The organism is Sphingomonas sp. Leaf22 (genome assembly GCF_001421715.1).
GTDB lineage: Bacteria > Pseudomonadota > Alphaproteobacteria > Sphingomonadales > Sphingomonadaceae > Sphingomonas.
Genome location: NZ_LMKP01000018.1, coordinates 21,237 through 42,705, shown reverse-complemented (window position 1 = coordinate 42,705; position 21,469 = coordinate 21,237). Strand labels below are relative to the sequence as shown.

15 protein-coding genes are annotated in these 21,469 nt (G+C 66.9%); 8 read left to right on the top strand and 7 right to left on the bottom strand.

Going from position 1 to position 21,469, the window contains the following annotated elements:
• Positions 1 to 64: 64 nt before the first annotated feature.
• From ASE70_RS10000 to ASE70_RS09980, 5 genes are read left to right on the top strand one after another with little or no spacing between them, the layout of a single operon-like run.
• Positions 65 to 1,843, top strand: coding sequence for a type I secretion system permease/ATPase (locus ASE70_RS10000; RefSeq protein ID WP_056504237.1), 1,779 nt, complete (start codon positions 65 to 67; stop codon positions 1,841 to 1,843).
• 14 nt (positions 1,844 to 1,857) lie between these two features.
• Positions 1,858 to 3,216, top strand: coding sequence for an HlyD family type I secretion periplasmic adaptor subunit (locus ASE70_RS09995; RefSeq protein WP_056504234.1), 1,359 nt, complete (start codon positions 1,858 to 1,860; stop codon positions 3,214 to 3,216).
• Between the two features lie 59 nt (positions 3,217 to 3,275).
• Positions 3,276 to 4,817 (top strand): TolC family protein, encoded by a 1,542-nt coding sequence (locus ASE70_RS09990; protein ID WP_056504232.1) that lies wholly within the window; start codon positions 3,276 to 3,278, stop codon positions 4,815 to 4,817.
• 39 nt (positions 4,818 to 4,856) lie between these two features.
• Positions 4,857 to 6,326, top strand: coding sequence for a hypothetical protein (locus ASE70_RS09985; protein WP_056504229.1), 1,470 nt, complete (start codon positions 4,857 to 4,859; stop codon positions 6,324 to 6,326).
• 26 nt (positions 6,327 to 6,352) lie between these two features.
• The gene (locus ASE70_RS09980; RefSeq protein ID WP_056504227.1) at positions 6,353 to 10,006 is read left to right on the top strand and encodes a glycoside hydrolase family 99-like domain-containing protein; all 3,654 of its coding nucleotides are present in this window, start codon (positions 6,353 to 6,355) and stop codon (positions 10,004 to 10,006) included.
• Positions 10,007 to 10,028: 22 nt separating this feature from the next.
• Here ASE70_RS09980 and ASE70_RS09975 read toward each other — a convergent pair whose 3' ends face one another.
• On the bottom strand, positions 10,029 to 10,979 hold the full coding sequence (locus tag ASE70_RS09975; protein WP_056504224.1) for a hypothetical protein: 951 nt from the start codon (positions 10,977 to 10,979) through the stop codon (positions 10,029 to 10,031).
• Between the two features lie 77 nt (positions 10,980 to 11,056).
• On the opposite strand from ASE70_RS09975, the gene ASE70_RS09970 reads away from it, so the two are divergent.
• Genes ASE70_RS09970 through ASE70_RS09960 form a run of 3 tightly spaced genes read left to right on the top strand, consistent with a single transcriptional unit; the run spans position 11,057 to position 14,007 of the window.
• A complete protein-coding gene (locus ASE70_RS09970; protein WP_156356152.1) occupies positions 11,057 to 11,950 on the top strand; it encodes a hypothetical protein in 894 nt (297 codons plus the stop codon).
• A 1-nt stretch (position 11,951) separates the two neighbouring features.
• Positions 11,952 to 12,599 (top strand): hypothetical protein, encoded by a 648-nt coding sequence (locus ASE70_RS09965; RefSeq protein ID WP_056504219.1) that lies wholly within the window; start codon positions 11,952 to 11,954, stop codon positions 12,597 to 12,599.
• A gap of 1 nt (position 12,600) precedes the next feature.
• Positions 12,601 to 14,007, top strand: a complete 1,407-nt coding sequence (locus ASE70_RS09960; protein WP_235519765.1) for a glycosyltransferase family 2 protein — start codon at positions 12,601 to 12,603, stop codon at positions 14,005 to 14,007.
• Between the two features lie 39 nt (positions 14,008 to 14,046).
• On the opposite strand, the gene ASE70_RS20895 is transcribed toward ASE70_RS09960, so the two are convergent.
• The 6 genes from ASE70_RS20895 to rfbD form a co-directional block, all read right to left on the bottom strand.
• On the bottom strand, positions 14,047 to 14,757 hold the full coding sequence (locus tag ASE70_RS20895) for a CatB-related O-acetyltransferase (protein ID WP_056504212.1): 711 nt from the start codon (positions 14,755 to 14,757) through the stop codon (positions 14,047 to 14,049).
• A 128-nt stretch (positions 14,758 to 14,885) separates the two neighbouring features.
• Positions 14,886 to 16,148: a glycosyltransferase family 4 protein gene (locus ASE70_RS09950; RefSeq protein ID WP_056504210.1), complete on the bottom strand. Its 1,263-nt coding sequence runs from the start codon at positions 16,146 to 16,148 to the stop codon at positions 14,886 to 14,888.
• A 20-nt stretch (positions 16,149 to 16,168) separates the two neighbouring features.
• The gene (locus ASE70_RS09945; protein WP_156356150.1) at positions 16,169 to 18,568 is read right to left on the bottom strand and encodes a glycosyltransferase family 2 protein; all 2,400 of its coding nucleotides are present in this window, start codon (positions 18,566 to 18,568) and stop codon (positions 16,169 to 16,171) included.
• A gap of 171 nt (positions 18,569 to 18,739) precedes the next feature.
• The gene (locus tag ASE70_RS09940; protein WP_156356148.1) at positions 18,740 to 19,609 is read right to left on the bottom strand and encodes a glycosyltransferase family 2 protein; all 870 of its coding nucleotides are present in this window, start codon (positions 19,607 to 19,609) and stop codon (positions 18,740 to 18,742) included.
• A 95-nt stretch (positions 19,610 to 19,704) separates the two neighbouring features.
• Positions 19,705 to 20,574 carry a glucose-1-phosphate thymidylyltransferase RfbA gene (gene rfbA, locus ASE70_RS09935; RefSeq protein ID WP_056504197.1) on the bottom strand — a complete coding sequence of 290 codons (870 nt, stop codon included), beginning with the start codon at positions 20,572 to 20,574 and terminating at the stop codon, positions 19,705 to 19,707.
• On the bottom strand, positions 20,571 to 21,458 hold the full coding sequence (gene rfbD, locus ASE70_RS09930) for a dTDP-4-dehydrorhamnose reductase (protein ID WP_056504193.1): 888 nt from the start codon (positions 21,456 to 21,458) through the stop codon (positions 20,571 to 20,573). Before rfbD ends, rfbA begins: the two co-directional genes overlap by 4 nt.
• Positions 21,459 to 21,469: the final 11 nt, after the last annotated feature.

Genomic DNA, 21,469 nt, shown 5'->3' with positions numbered 1-21,469 from the left:
GTCTAACCCCATCTTAACCATTTCCGCCGCATAGCCGATCCGAACAACGGCAAGGCGCAGGTGAATGGCCACGGACGGACAGGGCAGCAGCGGACCGCTTCGCGCGGCGGACAAGCCGGTGGCACGGCTGCTCAAGGCATGCCGCCACTCCTTCTACCTCGTCTTCTTCTTTACCGCGATCACCGAATGCCTCGCGGTCGCGCCGATGCTGTACATGATGAGCGCCTATGACCGCGTCATCAGCACGCGCAGCGGCGTCACGCTCGTCTCGCTGACGCTGCTGATCGTCGGCGTCTATCTGTTCTGGTCGGCGCTCGAATGGATGCGCACCCGGCTGCTCATCCGCATCTCGCTGCGGACCGACTGGGATCTGGCGGCGGACGTGTTCGACGCCTCGTTCCGTCGCTCGGTCGGGCGGCGGAACGTGAATGTCCAGCAGCTGATGGGCGACGTCGTGTCGTTCCGCCAGTTCATGACCGGCGAACCGATTCTCGCGTTGATGAGCGCGCCGTTCGCGATCGTGTTCATCATCGTCGGTGCGCTGTTCCACCCATGGCTGGCGGCGTTCATCGCGGTCGCGGTGGTGCTGATGCTGGTATCGGCATGGTTCACCCAGAAGATTTCCTCACCGATCCTGAAGGCCGCCAACGACGAGAATACGGAATCGCAGGCGGTCGCCGCCGATGGCCTAGCGCAGGCCGATGCGACGCTGGCGCTCGGCATGCTGCCGGCGGTGCGTCGGCGGTGGCATGACAAGCATCGGCAGTTCTTGCAGATGTCCGTCAACGCATCGGAGGCCAGCGGCATCGCCGGCGGCCTGTCGAAATTCCTGAACAAGGCGCTGCCCTCGCTTCAGATCGCGCTGGGCGCATGGCTGGCGATCAATGGCGAGATCACCGGGGGCATGGTGATTGCCGCGTCGATGCTGATCTCGCGCGCGGTCTCACCGCTTCAGCGGCTGATGGGCAACTGGCCGCAGATCGTGCAGGCGCGTGCCGCCTATGACCGGCTGAACATCCTGCTGACCGAGGAAGCCCGGAGCGCGGGGCGCATGGCGCTGCCCGCGCCCACCGGCCGGCTCGACGTGATCGGCGCCGCCGCCGCCCCGCCGGGTGCGACCCGCCCGGTCGTCACCGACGTCAGCTTCACGATCCGCCCAGGCGAGGCGGTGGCGATCATCGGTCCGTCGGGATCGGGCAAGACCTCGCTCACCCGGCTGCTGGTCGGCGTGTGGAAGCCTGCCGCCGGATCGGTCCGGCTCGACGGCGTCGAGCTGAACGAATGGAACCATGACGAGGTGGGGCCGCATATCGGCTTCGTGCCGCAGGAAATCCGGTTTCCCGAAGGCACCGTCGCCGAGAATATCGCGCGTCTGGGCGAGGTCGACAGCGAAAAGGTCATCGCCGCCGCGCGCCTGGTCGACATGCACGACACCATCCTCGCCTTTCCCGACGGCTATGACACGTTTCTGGGCAAGACCGGGTTCCAGCTGTCGGGCGGGCAGCGCCAGCGCCTCGCCATCGCCCGCGCCTTTTATGGCGATCCGGCGTACGTCGTGATGGACGAACCGAACGCGAACCTCGACGAAGTGGGCGAGACCGCGCTGCTCAAGGCGATCACCGCCATGAAGGCGCGCGGCACCAGCTTTGCGATCACCACCCACCGCCCGCGCCTGATGAGCGTGGTCGATAACCTGCTGGTGCTGCGTCAGGGCCGGCAGGTCGGCTTCGGCCCGGCGGCCGAGATGATCGCGGCGGTGCGCACCGTGCGCACCGGCGCGGAAGACCCGAAGCCCGCCCCCAAGCCCGTCGTGGTCGCCCCGATCACGCCGCAGGCCGCCTGAAGGAAACGGACGACATGGCAACGGTAACCGATGCAGGGGGCTGGGCCGCCCGGTTGAAGCGCAGCTGGAACCCCTATGACCCCGCCCGGCTCGCCGAGCGCGGGCTGGAGCCGGTCGCGGTCGAGGAATCGACCGTCCGCCGCCGGGGAACATGGCTGATCGTGACGGCGGTCGGCGCGTTCTTCATCTGGTCGATCACCGCGCCGATCGATGCCGGGTCGAACATGGTCGGGACGGTGACGGTCGCGGGCTATCGCAAGGCGGTGCAGCATCCGACCGGCGGCGTCGTGCAGAAGGTGCTGGTCAGCGAAGGCGAACAGGTGCGCCAGGGACAGGTGCTGCTGCGCATCAACCCGCTGGAAACCGAGGCGACGCTTACCAACCTGCGCCAGGAATATATCAACACGCTGGTCAGCGTCAGCCGCGCCAAGGCCGAACTGCTCGGCCGTGGCATCGTCTGGGACCCCGAACTGGCCGCGCTGGAACGCGAGAGCCCGAACGAGGTCGCCGAGGCCAAGATGCTGCAACAGCGCTTCTTCACCACCCGCCGCCAGCAATATGCCGAACAGGCACGCGGCCTGAGCGCGCAGATCGCCGGCCTGTCGGGTGCGGTCGCATCGCACCGGGTGCAGCTGGGCACGCTGTCGGAAGAGCTGCACAGCGTCGAGACGCTGGCCAAGGACGGGTTCGTGCCCAAGGCGCAGTATAACACCACCCTGCGCAACAAGGTCGATCAGGAAGCGGCGCTGCAGACCGCGCAGGCCGATGTCGGCAAGATCCGCGCGCAGATGGCCGAGACCCAGTCTCAGTTCCAGAGCGAGGTCGCCAAGGAGCTGACCGAGTTCCAGAAGAACCGCGAGGCACTGGCCACCAAGCTGTCGGCGGCGCGCTTCAACCAGTCGCTGAGCGAGATCCGGGCGCCCGTCGCGGGCACGATCGTCAACCTGAAGGTCTTTACCGAAGGCGGCGTCATCAACGGCGGCGAGGTGCTGATGGAAGTCGTGCCGTTGGACGGCGCGCTGATCGTCGAGACCAAGGTGCCACCCGCCTCAATCGACAAGGTCCATGTCGGCATGCCCGCCGATGTCCGCTTCACCTCGTTCAACGCCGCCATCACCCCCGTCGTCCATGGCACGGTGAAGTCGGTCGGCATCGACAAGCTGAAGGCCAAGCCCGGCGAGGAAGTGCGCGAGAACGAGGATTATTATCTCGCGCAGGTCGAGATCGGGCCGGACGCGCTGAAGGAGCTGGGCGACAACCAGCTACGCCCCGGCATGCCCGCCGACGTGATCGCCAAGCGCGGCGAGCGCACCTTCATGTCGTGGCTGCTCAAGCCGTTGGCCGACAAGTTCGCGCGCGCTTTCAAGGACTGATTTCCATGTCATCGCATCGCCTGCCGGCGACCGCCCTCGCAGCGGCCATCGCATTAACCATGAATCCCGCCGGAGCCGCCCCCCGCGCCCAGACCGGCGGGGTCAGCGTGCCGCCGGTGCCGATGAGCAGCGCCGCCGGACAGGGCAGCACCGCGCCGTCGGGCGGCACCGCGCCGCCACCGGTGACGATCGATCGGGTCCCTTCCAGCCCGGCGCTGCCGCAACCGGCACTGGGCGGACGCGTCACCAGCTTTCCGCTGCCCCCTGCCACGTCGTTTTCGCCCGACGTGCCGCCGGTGCCGCAGCGGCCGGTTTCCGGGCCGCAGGCACCGCTCGGCAACACGCCCGAGGCGGTCGGACCGGTCGATCCGCAGGTGCAGGGGCCGCCGGCACCCGGCGAACGGCGGGTGCGCGCGCCCGGCGAGATCGACCTCGTCTCCGCCTACATGCTCGGCCGCGAGAACGATCCGACCTTTCAGGCGGCGCTCGCCGAGCGCGACGTGAACCGCGAAACGGCGGGCCAGACCATCACCGCCTATCTCCCGCAGGCCAGCTACACCTATAACAACATCCCGACCGAAGGCGGCGCGCGGCACGTCGCGACGGTGACACAGCCGATCGTCAGCATGTCGGGCCTCGCCACGCTGAAGCAGCGTCGCCCGCGCCGTGCCTATGCCGACGCCACGCTGGAGGTGCGCGCACAGGATCTGGCGACGCGCACGATGACCGCCGTCGCCGACATCATCAAGGCGACCGAGGCGATCGCGCTCAACGATGCGCGCATCGACGCCTTCAGCAGCCAGTCGCAGCGCGCGAGCCGGCTGTACAAGGCAGGGCAAGGCACCGTCACCGACGCCCGCGACATCGAGGTGCGCTACGAACAGGCGCTGGCCAACCGCATCCTGTTGAAAAGCGATCTGATCGCGGCGTCGACGCGGTTGCGTTCGATCACCGGGCAGCCGGTGCCGGTCGATGCGTTCCGCCTGCCCGAACGCTTCGGTCCGGTCGTGCTCGACCCGGTCGATGCCTATCTCGGCACGCAGGAAACCGCCAATCCGCAGATCGAGGCGGCGCGCCAGACCGAACGGATCAACCAGCTCGAAGCGCGACGGGTGCGTGGATCGATCTTTCCGGTGCTGGGCGCCAGCGCGACCTATACCCGGCGCAACGGACTGGCCGACAGCTATGTCGGCCTGTCGCTGTCGGCACCGCTCAACGCCGCATCGATCTTTCAGGTGGGGGCGGCCAATGCGACGGTCCGTCGCTCGTACGAGGAACGGCGGCAGGTCGAGGAACGCGCCCGCACCGAACTCGAACGGCTCCACGCGCTGGTCGATGGCGGGCGGCAGGCGCTGGCGATCAATGCCAAGGCGATCCAGGCCGCCGAACTGTCGGTCGAAGCGAACAGCCGCAGCTATGAAGGCGGCGTGCGCACCAATGTCGATGTCGTCAACGCGATCCAGACGGTGTTCGAGGTGAAGAACGCCTATGTTCAGGCGGCGACGACGCTCTCGATCAACTATCTGAACCTCCAGCTGCTGGCCGGGGCGGCACCCGAGGATGCGATGGCGGCGACCCAAGCCTTTCTGCTGGGGAACTGATCATTGCCGGCGGTCGCATACGCGGGCAGGACGGGGGCGATGGACCCGATCGACACGTTGCTGACTGATGCGCAGGCGCGCCGCGATGCGGGCGACTGGCCGGCGGCGGCGGCGCTGTTCGCACGCGCCGCCGAGGCGCGCCCGGCCGACGCCGCGATCTGGCAGAACCTTGCGCTGGCACGCTATGCCGCCGGCGAACGACGCGGGGCAACCGAGGCCGCCGCGCGCGCGGTCGCGATCCGGCCCGCCTTGTGGCAGGCGCGGGCCCTGCTCGCCCGCGTCGCGCGCGACGGCGGACAGCCGGTCGAGGCCGGACGGCAGTGGCAGGCGGTGCTGGCGCACGATCCGGCCAGCGCCCCGGCGCTGATGGGGCTGGCCGACCTGCACCTCAACGTCTTCGGTGATGCCGCGCAGGCGGCGGCGCTGGCCGGTCGGGTCGCGCAGGACCCCGACTGGGCGAGCGACGCCGAACTGACGCGGCTGATGGCGGCGCTCTATACCGGTGCCCTTGCCCCGGCGGCGTTGAGCGAAGGGCTGCGGACCTTCGCGCGCACCCATCTGCAACGCCCGGCGGCTCCCGTCCGGGTGTTGCGCAGTGGGCGGCGGCGGGTCGGGCTGATCTCGCCGTTGCTGTCCGCCTCACCGGTCTATTTCCTGACCTTCTCGACCTGGGCCGCGCTGGCGGCGACGCATGATCTGGTGATCTTTCAGCGGGGGACGCGCGACGATGCCGCGACCGCGCAATTCCGTGCCCTTGCCGGCGAATGGCACGACGTCGCCCATCTGCCGCCCGAGGCGCTGACCGACCGTCTGGTCGCCGCCGAGCTGGACGTGGTGTTCGACTTGAGCGGGTGGAGCGACGTCGGCGCGCTGTCGGCCCTGTCGGCGCGGCCGGCGGCGCGGGCCTTCACTTGGATCGGCGGCCAGTCGGCCACCACCGGGCTGGATGCGTTCGACGGGTGGATCGGCGACAAATGGCAATCGCCCGCGACGTCGCGCGCGCTCTATGCCGAACCGCTGGTCGAGATCGATCGCGGCTATTGCGACTATACCCCGCCCGCCGCCATCGCCGCCTTGCGCGACCTGCCCAAACAGGGCGTCGCGCTGGTCGGCAATCCGGTGAAGGTGACCGACGCGCTGCGCCCGCTCTGGCCCGAAGACGTGCGGGAGGTGACGCTGATCGATCGCCGCTATGCTTATGCTGCCACGCTGGAGCGGGTGCGCCGCGTTCTGGAGCCGATCGGGGTATCGATCGCGGCGGTCGTCACGCCCGATGGCCATGACGCCTATCTGGCGGCGGTCGCGCGGCACCGGGCGATCGTCAACACCGCCCCCTATGCCGCCGGACTGACCGCCGTGGAGGCCTATCATCTGGGCGTGCGCGTGATCGGGCCGCCATCGGGCGGGCCGTTGTTCGCGCAGCGCCATGTGCTGTCCCATGCGCGCACCCGGGGCCGCAATCCGACGCTCGCGCGTCAGATCGCGGCGCTGATCGCGCAACCCGCCTGACCCCGTCCCTCTCGCTCGGCATCCGGATGACCCCGCTTCAACGCAAGTTCCACCGCCTGATCCGCGCCACGCGCACGTTCGACGCCGCCTTCTACGCCCGGAACAATCCCGATCTGGCTGGCGAAGAGGATCTGCTGGCGCAGTACATCGTGCGGGGCGAGGCGGAGAACCGCGCGCCGTCGCCTTGGTTCGATCCTCTCTGGTATCGCGGACAGCTGCGTCGCGTGCCCGAGGGGCATTGCCTGCTGGCGCATTATCTGACGGTCGGCGACGGCGACGGCTATCAGCCGATGATCGGCCTCGACCCCGCCTTCGTCCGGACGCGGGCCGGTCGCCGCGACGAACCCGCGCTCGTCGGCTATGTGCGCGCGGTCGAGGCCGGGCGTCCGGTCGATCCCAACCGTTTTTTCGCGGCGGCATGGTATGGCGAACAGAATCCGGATGTGGTCGCGGCCGGGGTCGATCCCTATTGGCACTGGGTCCATGTCGGTGCCGATGAAGGGCGGCTGCCCTCGCACGATTTCAACTGGTTTGCGCTCCGCGAACGCTATCATCTGTCGGGCAGCAATACGGAGGCGTTTCGCGCGCTGATGGCGCGCTGGCGGCTGCTGGGCGACGGCGACGACGATAGCGGCACCGACCGCACCTCGGCGGCCGAGCGGATGCAGGAGGAGGTGCGCGCCAATCACCGGCCCTCGCCGCTGTACGAACATCACGCCGCGCCCCCGGTTGCGGACACGCGGCGGGCGTGCGACGTCTATGCCTTCTACCTGACCCAGTATCACCGCGTCGCCGAAAACGATGCGTGGTGGGGGGAGGGGTTCACCGAATGGCACAATGTCGTGCGCGGCACGCCGCGCTTTTCGGGCCATTATCAGCCGCGTGTCCCCTCGGCGCTGGGGTTCTACGACCTTGAGGACCCGCGCATCATGCCGCGGCAGGTGGCGCTGGCGCGGCAGGCGGGCCTCGCCGGGTTCGCCTTCTATTACTATCATTTCGGCGACCAGCGGCTGCTCGAGCGGCCGCTCGACCGCTTCGTTGCCGATCCGTCGCTCGATGCCGGTTTCTTCCTGATCTGGGCGAACGAGACCTGGTCGCGCCGCTGGGACGGGTCCGAGGCGGAGATCCTGCTCGAACAGCGCTATCCCGACACGCTGCCAGGTGAGGTCGCCGCCGATCTGGTGCGCTATGCCGCCGATCCGCGCTATCGCCGGATCGGGGAGCGGCCGCTGTTCGTGATCTATCGCGTCGGGCATCTGCCCGATCCGACGGGCTGGATCGCGCGGTTCCGCGAGGCTTGCCGCGCGCTCGGCGAAGATCCGGTGATCTGGATGGCGCAGACTTTCGAGGATCTCGACCCGCGCGTCTACGACCTCGACGGGGCGATGGAGTTTCCGCCGCACAAGCATAGCCGCGAACTGCCGCTGGCGATGCCGCAGCGCCCGTTCGGCAGCAATCCGGCGCTCAAGGTGTGGGATTACGACCGCTTCGTCGCGGCGGCGCTGGCCGATCTGGCCGAACCGACCCCCTATCCGCTGGTGCGTGCCTGTTTTCCGTCATGGGACAATGACAGCCGCCGACAGGGGGCGTCCTCGGTCATCCACGGATCGACGCCCGCGCTGTTCCGCCAGTGGCTCGAACCGCTGGTCGCGGCGGCGGAGGCGGACAGCGACGATCCGATCGTCTGCATCAATGCATGGAACGAATGGGGCGAGGGTGCCTATCTCGAACCCGATCGCCATTTCGGCTATGCCTATCTCAACACCGTACAGGCGGTGATGCACCCGCAGGAGGACGCCGGCGGGCTGAAGATCGTGCTGGTCGGGCATGATGCCTTTCCGGCCGGGGCGCAGCGGCTGCTGCTGCATCTCGGTCGCACGCTGACCGCCGATCTGGGAGCGAGCGTCCGCTTCGTCCTGCTGCGCGGCGATGCCGGCTATGACGGGCTGCTGCCCGACTATCAGGCGGTCGCGCCGACCATCGTGTGCAACACGCACCGCCCGGTCGACCGCGTCGCGGCCGACCTGGTGCGCGACGGGTTCGGCGCGGCGATCGTCAATAGCGGTGCGTCGGCTCCGGCCCTCGTGCTGCTGGCCGATGCGGGGCTCAAGGTCCTGTCGCTGATCCACGAGCTGCCCGCCATGGCCGACACGCTGGGCTTCGCGCCCGATCTGCGCGCGGCGGCGGGGGCGGTACGCGGCTTCGTCGCCTCCACCCGGTCGGTCGCGCAGGTGATTGAGGATGCGGGCGTGCCCGCCGATGCGATCACCCTGTTGCCGCAGGGCCAGTATCGCCGGGTCGCGCGCGTTGGTCGCGATGCCGCACGCCGCGCGCTGCTGGGGCCGGACGACGACCGTGCGGTCGTCGTCGCGCTGGGCTATGGCGACCGGCGCAAGGGGGTCGACCTGTTCGTCGCGGCCGCCGAAGCCGCCTGCGCCGCGGACGACGCGATGCTGTTCGTGTGGCAAGGCGACTGGGACCCCGCCACCGCGCAGGCACTGGCCGACCGGGTCGAGCCGCTGGTCACGGCGGGATGGCTGCTGCACCTGCCCGACAGCCCGGAGATCGAGACGCTGATGGCGGCGGCCGACCTGTTCCTGCTGTCGTCGCGCGAGGACCCGCTGCCCTCCGCCGCGATCGAGGCGTGGTCGTGCGGCCTGCCGGTGGTGGCGCTGGCCGATGCCGGCGGGATAAGCGACCTGATCGCCGGGGATAGTGATCTGGGCGTGCTGGCCAAGGGCGAGGACGTCGCATCGCTGGCAGCGGCGGTGCAGGCCGGGCTGGCGCTCAGCCGGTCGGAGGCACGTGCGGCGTGGGCGGCGGAACGGTTCGACTGGCCGGGCTATGTCCGTGCGCTGCTCGGGCTGGTGCTTGCCCCCCCAGCGGTCGAGGTCGCAATCATCGGCCACAATCACGGCCGCTTCGTCGCATCGCGCTGCGCCAGCATCGCACGGCAGACGCTGCCGCCCGTGCGTGTCACCTATCATGACATCGCCTCGACCGACGGCAGCGCCGCCGCCGCGCGCCACGAAGCCGCGCGGCTCGGCTTCGGCTTTCGTGCCGATCCGGCCAATGGCGGCCATCTGCCGACCAGTTGGCGGCAGATCGTCGCCGGCAGCGATGCCGAATTCCTCCATCTGGCCGAAGGGGACGACTGGATCGCGCCCGACATGCTCGACCGCTGCGTCGCCGCGTTGCAGGATGCGCCCGACGCCGCCTATGCCTTTACCGCAGTCGAATGGACCGATGGCGACGATCAGGTGATCGCCGATCATTCGGGCTATCCGGCATCGGTGATCGGTACGGCCGTTCAGGACGGCGCGATCAATGCGGCAGTGCTGCGGGCGTCGGGAATGCGGATACGCAATCCGGTGCTGTCGGTCAGTTCGGTGGTCTGGCGGCGCGCGGTCCTGGCCGAACTGCTGGAGCGCGAGCGCGCGGCACTGGCGACGCTGGACTTCGCGTTCGACTGGCTGCTGTATCTGCGCGCGGCGGCGGCGGGATATGGTGCGGTGTTCGTGCCCGAACCGCTGTGCCGCCACCGCCAGCACACCGCGTCCTTCGCCGAACGCAGCGATGCCGGACGTCACCAGATGGAGATCGCCCGCATCCATGCGCTCGACCCCGATCCCGACCGGGCGGCGGAACGGGCGGCCTATATGGCGTCGATTATGGAATAGGCGGGCGGCGCAGCCCGTTCCGCTATCGCCCCAGCAACCGTGCTACCCAGCCACTGCGCCGGGGCGGCGGGGTGGGGTCAGCCGCCGCTTCCGACAGGACCGGCGGTGCGACGGGTTCGGGCGGGGGTGGCGTGTCGACCCGGATCCGCCCGCTGGCGACCGCCAGCGCGAGATCGTCGAGCGACAATTCGTCGAGTTCGACCAGCGACGGCATCGCCGGACGCTGACGCGGTGGCAATTCGGTCACGACCGCGCTCGCTGAGGGCGGCGGCGGGGCGGTCACCGGTGCCATTGCCGGGACGGGGGCCGGCCTGACCTCCACCGGGGGGACGGTCTGCCCCTCGATGGTCAGCGGGCTGCCGGGCATGGCCGAACCGTCGGGCAGCGCGATCGTCACCCGGTTCGCACCCGGCATCAGACGGCCTTCTAGGAACAGGTGCCAGCCCCCGGCACCGCGCGACATCCCCTTGGCCGCCAAGTCGGCGCGCGTTCCTTCCGACAACATGGTCACCGGATCGCCGTCGCCGACCGTGATCGTCACCTCGCACGGGTCGCCGGTGGCGGTCAGTGCCCAGCCCGACAGCAGCCGGGCATTGGCGCTGTCGATCGCGCCCAGATGGCGTGGTGCCGGCGCAGCCGTGGGGGCCGGCGTCCATGTCACCATGCGCGGGCTGCCCGACAGGGGCGTGCCGTCGGGCAGGGTGATATCGATACGGTTCTCCCCCGGCTCCAGTGCGTCGACCAGTTCGATCCGCCATCCGCCAGCACCGCGCGACTGGCCCTTGGCGGCCAGATCGGGGCGCGGCAGGTCGGATGCGGTGGCAAAGCTGCGACTGTTGACGGTGGCAGTCACTTCGCACGGATCGCCCTGCCGCGTGATCGCCCAACCGCTCAGCCGTCCCTGCCGGTCGTCGTCGACCGCGCCCAGATAGCCGATCGTCGGCGATGGTGACGGTTTGTCAATCAGTTCCATGGTTAACGTCCCTCGACCGGGCAGGTGGTCTGCATGTCGCCGCACCCTACCGCCCGGAGGTCACGAGGTGGTTAACGATGCCGGATGTTCGCGATCAGGGGATGCAGGGAGAGCCGCCACGCATCTTTCAGATCCATTACGAGGATTGGCATCGCAGCGTGTGCGACCCGCGCTTCATCCCGCTCGACAATCGCGGGCCGGCGACCGAATATCTCGAATTCGACCTGTTCGAACGGCTGTCGATCTCGCCGCATGTCCAGGGGGCGGCCTTATGGGGTGCCCTGTCGTGGCGCTTTACCGAAAAGACCGGTCTGGACGGGGCGGAGTTGTTCGACCTGATCGCCGCCCATCCGGGTCACGACGTCTATTTCTGCAACCCGCATCCGCAGCATGAGGGTATCTACCACAATCTGTGGGTGCAGGGCGAAACCGCGCATCCCCGGTTCGTCGAGCTGTCGCGGGCGTTTCTGGTCGCGGCCGGGCTGCCGGGGGAGGCGGTCGACACGATCGACCCGTCCAGCCAGTATTCCACCGCCAATTATTTCGTGGGCACGCCGGCCTTCTGGTCGGCCTATCTGCCGTTCGTGCGCGGCGCGATCCGGCGCGCCGATGCCAATCTGTCGGCCGCGGACAAGGCCGCACTGCACAGCACCGCCGCCGACGACCGCATGGTGCACAAGGGCTGCACCTATATGCCGTTCATCGTCGAACGGCTGTTCCCGCTGTTTCTGCGCACCGCCGGCGCGCATCTGTTGGGGTTCAAGCTACCGCTGCCGATCCCCGAGGACGAGATGAACGTGCACCAGAAGCTGCTGCGCGAGATGAAGGACCATGCCTGTCGCGACCGGTCGTCCTGGCTGGCGGCATGCTGGGTCAATTATCGCAGCCTCTATCTCCAGCAGCAGCACGGCCGGCAATGGGCACAACGCTATCTGCGGCAGGTGACGCCGGGCGAGATCCGTTTTGCCTAACATGCCCGTTCCTGCGGCCGAGGTCGTGTTCGCCAGTGCCGAGGCGTTGCCGGCACGGATCGGTCGAGACGACCGGCCGCTGGTGGTGATGCCGTATATCGACGCGGCAGCGGCGAAGCGGTCGGCGGTGCAGCTGGCCCGCCGCGCCGGTACGCCGGTCAGCGTGGCGTGTATCGCCGACGATCGGCGGCGCGGCTTCATCGCCGTCGCCAACGCGGCCTTTCGCCGCACGGATGCGCCGTACGTCGCCTATGTCGCGCAGGATGCGTTCGCCGGGCGTGGATGGCTGGTGCATGGGGTGCGTGCGCTGGACGCTGGACAGGGCGGGCTGCTGGCGTTTCATGACGGCAAATGGGCAGGCGCGCTGGCGGCGTTCGGCATGGTCCGCGCCGACTGGGCACACGGCAACTATGCCGGCGACCTGTTCCACCCCGGCTATCGCAGCCATTATGCCGATACCGAACTGACCGTGCTGGCGATGGCAGCCGGTGCGCTGCGCCAAGACCCGCAGGCAATGCTGGTCGAGGTCGACTGGGACAAGGAAGCCGCTGCCGTGTCGCCGGAGGACCGCGCGCTGTATGCCGAACGGGCGGCGGCGGGATTTGACGGCCGGGTAAGCGATGCCCGCTCACGAACTTTATTTGGCTAGCATGCAAGTTTCGATTGGGCGTATCGGATTTTCAACTTTCTTAGGGCAAGTTTCGAATATGAGCGATGTGGTTCCAGCACTGCAGGCAGCGGTTGCCAAAGCGGACTATGACACTGCCCATCGTCTGTACGAAAGCCATGCAACTGATTTAGATGGGAATATTGTCGCGCGCAATCTCCATGCCGAAACGCTGTTTGCGCAAGGGGATACAGAAGCCGCGCTTTCCTTGCTGCATGAAACGCAGGCCAGATCGCCGTCCGATGTTCGAGCGCCATTGGAACTCGGCAAGATGTATCTGCGCCTTCATGATAAGGCATCGGCACTTGGCTGGTTCGAACGCGCCGCTGCCGTCGCGCCAGCGAATATGTGGTCTTACTATCACATTGCCCAAATCCATCGCCGACATGGTGATTTTGCTGCGGAAGTGGACATCCTGCGGCGGGGCGAACGGCATTGTCATGGGCGGGTGCTGGCCGCTGAATATCAGACGATATTGAAGGAACTCGCGTCCGCCCGCACCTTGCTGGCGGTTCAGCGTCTGTCCGGTTACGAGATCCGGCTCGCACCGCCGGCAGCGGAGGCTCCGGAATTGCCCGGATGCGTGCACGTGACGATGGCCAAGGACGAAGGCGACGTGATTTACGCCTGTCTGGCGGCATCGTACCGGCAGGGCTTCCGAAAGTTCATGATCGCCGACAATGGCAGCACGGACAATACGGCCGACGAGATACGCCGCTTCGCTGCCGATCATCCATCGGCGATCACCTTCATCGTCAGCGATCCGGTCGTCGGCTATTATCAGGACGTGAAGACGATGGCGCTGGTGGATTATGCTGCTCGGGTATTCGCGGGGATCGGGAGTCCGATCCGCTGGGCGTTTCCAATAGATGCCGACGAGGAATTGCAGGCGTTCGACAGCGAAGCCTCGCTGCGACAGATCGTCAATCATGCCGACCGCCAGGATGCGAAGATGATCGTGTTCGCGTGGAGCCATGCCGCCTCCGTGACTGCCCTGCAGCGGTTCGAACCCGAACAGGATTTGCATCGCAGTTTTCCATGCCGAAGCCGTTTCGGGCCGGGACTGGTCCGCAAATGTGCATTTCGCATCGACGGCGTCGCGATGGTCGAAATGGGTGCCCATTTCATCCGCGATTGTGCCGACCGGGAAGCGGATATGGTCATCGCCGCCGAACATGGTTTCGCCATGATCCATTATGCCGTCCGCAGCGTCGAACAGGCAAAACGCAAGACGGTCAACGGTTACAACGCGCTCAAAGCTGCAACCGGAATGGAAGGCATGGGCAGCCACTGGCGATCGGATTACGAAAAGTTCGTCGCACTAGGCGACGTTTTCTTCCAGCAGAAGGTTGAGGCCTATATCGACCGGGTGAAGAGGCACGCAATCTGATCGAACGAACGTCGCCGCGCGTGGCGGCGGCGAGCGCCGCTATTGCAGGAAGCCGGAATAATTTTCCCGGGTCAGGTGAAAGCCGGGTTCGAACACGGTCAATTCATCCCGAACTTCCTCGAAGCGATCGATCATCTTCCCGATGTCCGTGTAATCGATGCTTTCGAGGTGGAAGATCGAGTAGTTCCACCATTGCAGGTTGAGCAGTTTTGCGATGATCGCATCCGGGAACCGGTATCGCAACACCCGTGCCGGATTGCCGCCGGCAATGGCATAGGCGGGGACGTCCTTGGTCACGACGCTGCCCGGTGCGACGATCGCACCGTCGCCGATCGTGATGCCGCGATTGATGATGCAGCTGTTGGCGATCAGCACGTCGTTGCCGATCCTGGTCGGCGTTCCCGTCGCCGAAAACGGCGTGCTGGGATCACGGCCGCCGACGAAGGTGGAAAAGCCGCGAAAATCGGGGACATAGAAAACACGCGATGTCGATATCCAGTCGGTGGGATGCCGATCCGCACCGATGAAGCAATTCTGTGCGATGCTTGTGTAACGGCCGATCGAGGTGTGGCCGATCTCGGTGGAAGCGTTCAGGTTGCTGAAGGCGCCGATCCGCAGGAACGTGTCGAACCGCAGGTTCGAGGCGCAAAATACCGGAGATTCAATTGCGGCATCTCCCCAGATATCGAACGACCGGGGAAAGGCCAGATCGATACCGACCAATTTCAGTGCATTCGTGTCGAGTTGCATATCACCTCATGTCCAATCAGTTGTAGCATCTGCGCAGCTATATGAGATCGATCATAAGTATTTATTTTTATTGCGTAATTGTAATAATGTATAATCTGCACCTGAGCTGATCGTATGCTTGTCGACCGTTACCCGGAATAAATGTCAATCATCCGATCCGCAGTTTCGCATACTGTCGGTGGTATAGCCATCGTTCCTTGTATCTCCGCCAGCAACCCCCGGTCCGCCGCCAACCGGCGTAGCAGCGCGGCAAGGCTGGCACCGCTGCCGCTCTGGAAGTGAAAACCGTCCACGCCGTCGCGGACCTTTTCGGCCATGCCGCCGATGTCGGAACACAGGACCGGACGGCGATTGGCGAGCGCTTCCTGGATCACCAGCGGGGAATTTTCCCACCAGATCGACGGCACCACCACCGCATGGACCGACTGCATCAGCGTGTCGACGCGGCCATTGTCGTACGGCCCCATATAGCGCAGGTTACGCGGCGCGGTGAGCAGGCGTTCGCGCACCTCGCGCTGGAAATCCTCGGGCTGCGACGAATAATCGCCATGCACCTCAATCCGGATATCGTCGTCGCCGTCGAGTTGGGCGGCGGCGTCGAGCAGGACGTTGAACCCCTTCAGCCGCGAAATCTGCCCGAAGAAACCGAAGGTGATGCCGCGATCGAGTGTCGGGTATGGAAGTTGCCCGCGCCGCTCGGGGTCGGGAATGCCGTTTTCGACGACGCTGATCCGCTCGCGCGGAATGCCCCATGCGATGTAGCGCTCAGCCAGAAAGGCGCTGGGCGCGACGAACCGGTCGACCAGGCGGAAGAAGCGTTTGATGAACAGCTCACGTAGAAAAAAGTCCTGCGGGCTGATCTCCGGGAAACAGCCATGGCATTCGCGCGGACCGGATTTCTGGCACAGCGCGAAGCTGCCACGTTTCACCATCTGGCCGAAATGGTTGCAGATCGCGAGATATTCGTGGAGCGTCACGACGATCCGCGCCTTGGGCAGCGCCCGGCGGACGGTCAGCAGCATCTCCAGCCCGAAATTGGTGTAATGGTGCATATGCACCACGTCGGGCCGGATTTCGTGCAGCAGCGCGGTCAGCTCGGTCACCGTCTCGCCATCCGGGTTCGAATGGAGGAAATGGTCGAACTCGCGCATCGTATAGACGAAATTGTCGGCGCCAAAGGGCTGGCCGAACACCACGCCGTCGCGCCGCTCGATCTTGCCCGGCGCGCACGACACGAAGAAGGATCGATAGCCCGGACGGCGGCACAGTTCCTCGTGCAGCTGGAACGCGGCGATCTCCGCTCCGCCCTTCGACACGCGCGGGTCCATGTGCGACATCACCAGCACGCGCGTGTCCGACGCGGCTACGGCCGGCGGGGTTGCGACCGCCATGGCGGCTCTTGCGGAACGACTCATGCCAGCACCATCAATTCGTCTTCGACCGGAATATCGGCCAGCGCGCCATCCCAGCGTTCGGCGAAGGTGCAGGCGTTGACCAGCGTCAGATTCTGCCGCCATGCCTGCGCGGCGCTGCCTTGGCTCTGCCGTTCGAGGTGATAGAGACGGACCCCGTCATGCACCGCGCAGCGCAGGCCGCGCGCGCGCACCTTCATGCACAGATCGGCATCCTCGAAATCGCCGACCACATAGTCGGTGTCGAACCCACCCAGTTCCTCGACCAGCGTCCGCCGCATCAGCATCAGCGCGCCGGTCACCAGTGGCACGTCGCGCACGGTGTCGCCGGTGGCCGGCAGCCGTCCCTTGCCGGGATGACAGGGGAAGGGCATGTTGCCGAAGTTCGCCAGTCGCTGCACCGCCATGCCGCCATGTTGCAGCGTGCCGTCCTCGAACAGCAATTGCGCGCCGAGGATGCCGATGCCCGGATCGGCCTCCATCGCCGCCACCAACCGGTCGAGCCAGTCGCCGGTGATCGGCACCACGTCCGAATTGAGGAAGCAGACATAGTCGCCGACGCCGGCGGTCATGCCGGCATTGCTGGCACCTGCGAACCCCAGATTTTCGGGCGGCAGTACCACGCGCGCGGGCATGGCGAAGCGGCGGTGGCAGGAGCGGGCGAGGTTCAGGAACTCGGTCTTCCGCTCGGGCTGGTCGAGGACATAGACCAGCTCGTCCTCCGTCAGTCCGGCCTCCGACAGCAACGCCATCTGGTACATCATGAAATCGAGCCGGCCATAGAGCGGCACGACCACCGAGCAGCGTGGCCGTGGCGACAGGGTGCCGAGCGCCATCACCACAGGCGTACCGCTGGCGGCGATGCGCTCGCGGTTCATGCCGACGACGGGCGGGCCAAGGACCTTGCCGCAAATATGGCGGACATTGTCGGCGGTCACCGTCATGCCCGACAGCAGCCGGACGATGCCGCCGCGACCGGCCTGCGCCGCGACCGGCAGCGGCTTGAACGCCACCGCACCATCGCTCAGCGTAATTTCGAGATAGAGTTGCGCCGGATCGTATCCGGGGATCGCCGCATAGGCCTGGAAACCGAAACCGGCATGGTCGAGGTCGAACCGGCGGCCCAGCGTGTCGCGAATGTCGGGACGATCGACCGTCAGCCAGCGCTCGCCAAGGGGCTGGGAAGCAAGCACGCCCGAACGGACGCGGATCGTCGCGATCGATTGCGTCGGGTCGACTCGCCAACCGATCAGCACCACCCCGTCGGTACCACCACGGACGATCTCGTCGACTTCGAGAAAGATCGGGCGGTTCAACGGGGCCAGCGTGTCGACGCCCTCGTACACCGGGCGCGATACTGCCTCGACCAACGCGCTGTCGGCGGCGTGCGGCAGGTCGCGCACGATCGCACGCACCGTGCGTACCGCTTCGAGGTCGTTTAGTCGTTGCGCGGTGTCGGATACCTTGAGCGCCAGTCGCTGTCCGTCGTCGCTCCGCAAATGGACGATGTCGCTGGCTTCCCCTGCGCCGCCGGGCACGAAGGCGAGGATGCCCTGACCGATTGCCGCCACGTCGGCCCGCGGATAAGTAAGTAGCAGCACCGCGTCGTCCGCAGCACCGTCACGGTCGAGTTGCGCCCGCGTCAGCGACGTGCCCCCCGACGCATCGTTGCGAATCCAGCCACCGAACAGCCAACCGTTCAATCCGGCGGACCAGCCATGAAAGTCGATATAGCCGTCCGGCACGCCGACGGGCCTTGCCGGGGCCGGCGGGGCGGGCGGCGCAGTCACCTGCAGCATCGCCTCGACAAGGTCATGGCCCTGTGCGATCAGGGTTACCAGTACGTCGCTGCCGGTGCGGTAATCGGCCGTCGCTGCGGCATGCAGTGGCACGCGAAAGCCAAGGAAGCTGCCCTCGCGCGCGGCGGAGAAGGGCAGGTCGGTACGGCACCCGTCGACGGTGACCGGCAACAGCCGATCGCCGACGCGCAGCTTCAGCGTCTGTGCGGCGCGGCTGCCATGCCACAGCGCCGGATCATATACCCAGCCCGAAACCACTTCACGGCTGACCTGATCGAACGATGCCACCGGGCGGAAGGTGTGGATGCCGACGGCATGGCGGGTGCTCGACCATAATTCCTGTTCGCCCGCCAGCAACCGCACGCGTGGCAGCGTGCCAACATGCGCGACATCGACACAGAATGCACAGGCCTCGGCCGACACGCCTTCGGCTTTCAGGTCGCTGCGCGGGAACAGGCCCGCGATAGGGTGACGTTCGGCATCGATCTCGATCGTCAGGCCGGTATCGACCGGCTGCCCCGCGGCATCGGTCGCCCATCCGGTGACGACGATGAAGCCCTCGCCCGTCTCGATCGATTCCACCCGCCCGGCGCAGCGCACGGTTGCGGGTAGAGAGGCCGGCACAATTGAGGCCGGCGGCTTATGGTCCGGCCGGATCGTGCCGAGCCTCGACGGCTTGCTACGTGCCACGTTTGTCTTGCCCCTCCGGCAGCGATGCGATGGCGCAAGCGGTAAATGACGATGGTAAAAATTGCTTAAAGATATTGCGGATTATACGTCCAACGCCTTGCGAAAGCGCGGTTCGATCGCAACGCGCGGCCGGCCATAGCGCGCCAGCGGCACCGACCATGGATGCGCCGGGGTCGCCCCGGGCGTGGCGTCCGCCACGAATTCCTGCAACGCTTGCGCGACCGGCCCGTCGGGCTGCGTTACTCCTGTTTCAACATCGAACGGCAGCCCGCCGAAATGGCTGACGACGCCGCGCATCCAGTCGTCGTCGTTGCGCTGGTGCCGGCCTGCGGCTTCGCTGGCCCATGGCATCGCCCGGGTGATGGCGAGCCGCCTCAGCGCCTGATCGAGATCGGCATGGCGCAGATGGAACAGGTACAGATCGTCGAAGCGCGGGGCGGCGTCGTGCGCATGCCAGCCTGGTGCCCAGTTGACCCCGCGCCCGACCATGTTGGTCTTGCACATCGACGAGGAAAAGATCGCGCTGCCGCGCTGTCCGCCGACCCCGCGCGTGGATTCCAACGGCGGCTCGCCCGTGCCATGCACGATCTCCAGCCCGATCGAGGTGACCGCGTCGGCCGTCATCCGTTCGGCATAGTCGTTGAGGTCGCGGTAGCCCGCCGGATCGGCGAGCAGCAGTTCGTCGGCATCGACATAGGCGACGCGGCGGTAATAGCGCAGCAGGCCGCGGGTTAGGTCGGCCACCAGTGCCAGACGCTGGTCATTGTCCTGCGGTGACCGCGGCAGTATGATCCGGCTCGCGCCGCCGAGCGCTTCGGTAGAGCCGTCGTCCGACCCGTGATCGATGACGTAGCAATGCGCCAGCCCGACCTGCCGCGCATAATGCCGCAGCCAAATCGGCAGCTTCTCCGCCTCGTTATAGACCATGGTGATGATGGCGAGTGGCGGCACGAACGATTTTCCGGGAAGATAGGGAGCGTCGTCCCTAGTCGGTCTGCCCCCCTTTGTCACCGCCGGCCCCGATCCGGTGGCCGGCGGGAGTGGGACTAGCGCCCCTCGACCGCGTTCAGGATCGCCTGGCCATAAGCGGTCTTCTTGAACCGCTCCCCTGCCGCGCGTGCCTGATCGGCGGTGATAAAACCCATCTCGAACGCGATTTCCTCGAGACACGCGACCTGCACGCCCTGCCGCTTCTGCAACGTCCGCACGAATTCGCCGGCCTCCAGCAGGCTGTCATGCGTGCCGGTGTCGAGCCAGGCATAGCCCCGCCCCATCTGTTCGACATAAAGGTCATCGGCCTCCATATAGAGCTGGTTGAGATCGGTGATCTCCAGCTCGCCGCGGGCCGAGGGCTTCAGGTTGCGGGCATAGTCGACGACGCGGTTGTCGTAGAAATACAGGCCGGTGACCGCGTGGTTCGACTTCGGCACCGCCGGCTTTTCCTCAAGGCTGATCGCGCGGCCGCCTTCGCCGAATTCGACCACGCCATAGCGCTCGGGGTCCTCGACGCGGTAGCTGAACACCGTCGCGCCGGTCGGCCGGGCGACGGCGCTGGCGAGCAGGTCGGTCAGGTGTGCACCGAAGAAGATGTTGTCGCCCAGCACCAGCGCGACGTTGTCGTCGCCGATGAAGTCCGCACCGATAGTGAACGCCTGCGCGAGGCCATCGGGGCTGGGCTGTTCGGCATAGGACATGGCCAGGCCGAACGCCGATCCGTCGCCGAACAGGCGGCGGTAATTGTCGATGAATTCAGGGCTGGAGATGATCAGGATGTCGCGGATGCCCGCGAGCATCAGCACGCTCAGAGGGTAATAGATCATCGGCTTGTCATAGACGGGCAGCAGCTGTTTGTTCACCGCCAGCGTCGCCGGGTGAAGCCGCGTGCCCGAGCCGCCGGCGAGGATGATGCCCTTCATGCTGTATGTCCGATCAGTTCGTCGAGAATAGGCCCCAGCGCCGCCTGCCACGGACGTGGGGCGATGCCATAGGCGGCGTGGATGGCGGTGTGGCTGAACAGCGAGTTGGCCGGGCGTTTCGCCGGGGTCGGATAGTCGCTGCTCGGGATCGGCGCGACCTCGGCCGAGGCCCCGCCGCGCAGCCCCGATTGCGCAAAGATCTCGCGCGCGAAACCGGCCCAGCTGACCGCGCCGGCATTGCTGAAATGAAAGGTGCCGGTGGGCGCGTCGGCGTCCTCGGCCAGACGAACGGCGATCGTCAGCAGCGTGCTCGCCAGATCGGCGGCGCTGGTCGGCGACCCGATCTGGTCATCGACCACCGACAGCGTGGTCCGGGTGGCGGCGACGCGCAGCATCGTCTTCACGAAGTTGCTGCCGTGTGCCGACACGACCCATGCGGTGCGGACGATCGCATGGCGCGCGCCGCTGGTGCGGACCGCCAGTTCGCCGCCCAGCTTCGACGCGCCATAGACGCCGAGCGGCGCGACCGGATCGGTCACTTCCCACGCACCGTCCTTGTCCCCGGCGAAGACATAGTCGGTCGATACCTGCACCAGCGGGATGCCGGCCGCGACACAGGCCTGCGCGAAGGCGGCCGGGGCCAGCGCGTTGATGGTCCAGGCCGCGACGACGTCGCTCTCGGCCTTGTCGACGGCGGTATAGGCCGCGCCGTTGATGACGGCCGCCCAGTCGCGCGACGCGATCACGTCCGCGATCGCCGCCAGATCGGTCAGGTCGAGCGCGGCGCGGTCGAGTGCCACGACCTCATAGCCGGCGGGGCAGGCGATGCGCGCCAGTTCGCGGCCCAATTGGCCGTTGGCACCGGTGACGAGGATCGGCTTCATCGCGCACCCGA

Bases quoted from the DNA above. Each gene is read 5' to 3' on its own strand.
- ASE70_RS09985 (WP_056504229.1), top strand. From the start codon at position 4,857: ATGGACCCGATCGACACGTTGCTGACTGATGCGCAGGCGCGCCGCGAT.
- rfbD (WP_056504193.1), bottom strand. From the start codon at position 21,458: ATGAAGCCGATCCTCGTCACCGGTGCCAACGGCCAATTGGGCCGCGAA.
- ASE70_RS09950 (WP_056504210.1), bottom strand. From the start codon at position 16,148: ATGGCGGTCGCAACCCCGCCGGCCGTAGCCGCGTCGGACACGCGCGTG.
- ASE70_RS09990 (WP_056504232.1), top strand. From the start codon at position 3,276: ATGAATCCCGCCGGAGCCGCCCCCCGCGCCCAGACCGGCGGGGTCAGC.
- ASE70_RS09975 (WP_056504224.1), bottom strand. From the start codon at position 10,979: ATGGAACTGATTGACAAACCGTCACCATCGCCGACGATCGGCTATCTG.
- ASE70_RS09970 (WP_156356152.1), top strand. From the start codon at position 11,057: ATGCCGGATGTTCGCGATCAGGGGATGCAGGGAGAGCCGCCACGCATC.
- ASE70_RS09960 (WP_235519765.1), top strand. From the start codon at position 12,601: ATGCAAGTTTCGATTGGGCGTATCGGATTTTCAACTTTCTTAGGGCAA.
- ASE70_RS09995 (WP_056504234.1), top strand. From the start codon at position 1,858: ATGGCAACGGTAACCGATGCAGGGGGCTGGGCCGCCCGGTTGAAGCGC.
- ASE70_RS09980 (WP_056504227.1), top strand. From the start codon at position 6,353: ATGACCCCGCTTCAACGCAAGTTCCACCGCCTGATCCGCGCCACGCGC.
- ASE70_RS20895 (WP_056504212.1), bottom strand. From the start codon at position 14,757: ATGCAACTCGACACGAATGCACTGAAATTGGTCGGTATCGATCTGGCC.
- ASE70_RS09965 (WP_056504219.1), top strand. From the start codon at position 11,952: ATGCCCGTTCCTGCGGCCGAGGTCGTGTTCGCCAGTGCCGAGGCGTTG.
- ASE70_RS10000 (WP_056504237.1), top strand. From the start codon at position 65: ATGGCCACGGACGGACAGGGCAGCAGCGGACCGCTTCGCGCGGCGGAC.
- rfbA (WP_056504197.1), bottom strand. From the start codon at position 20,574: ATGAAGGGCATCATCCTCGCCGGCGGCTCGGGCACGCGGCTTCACCCG.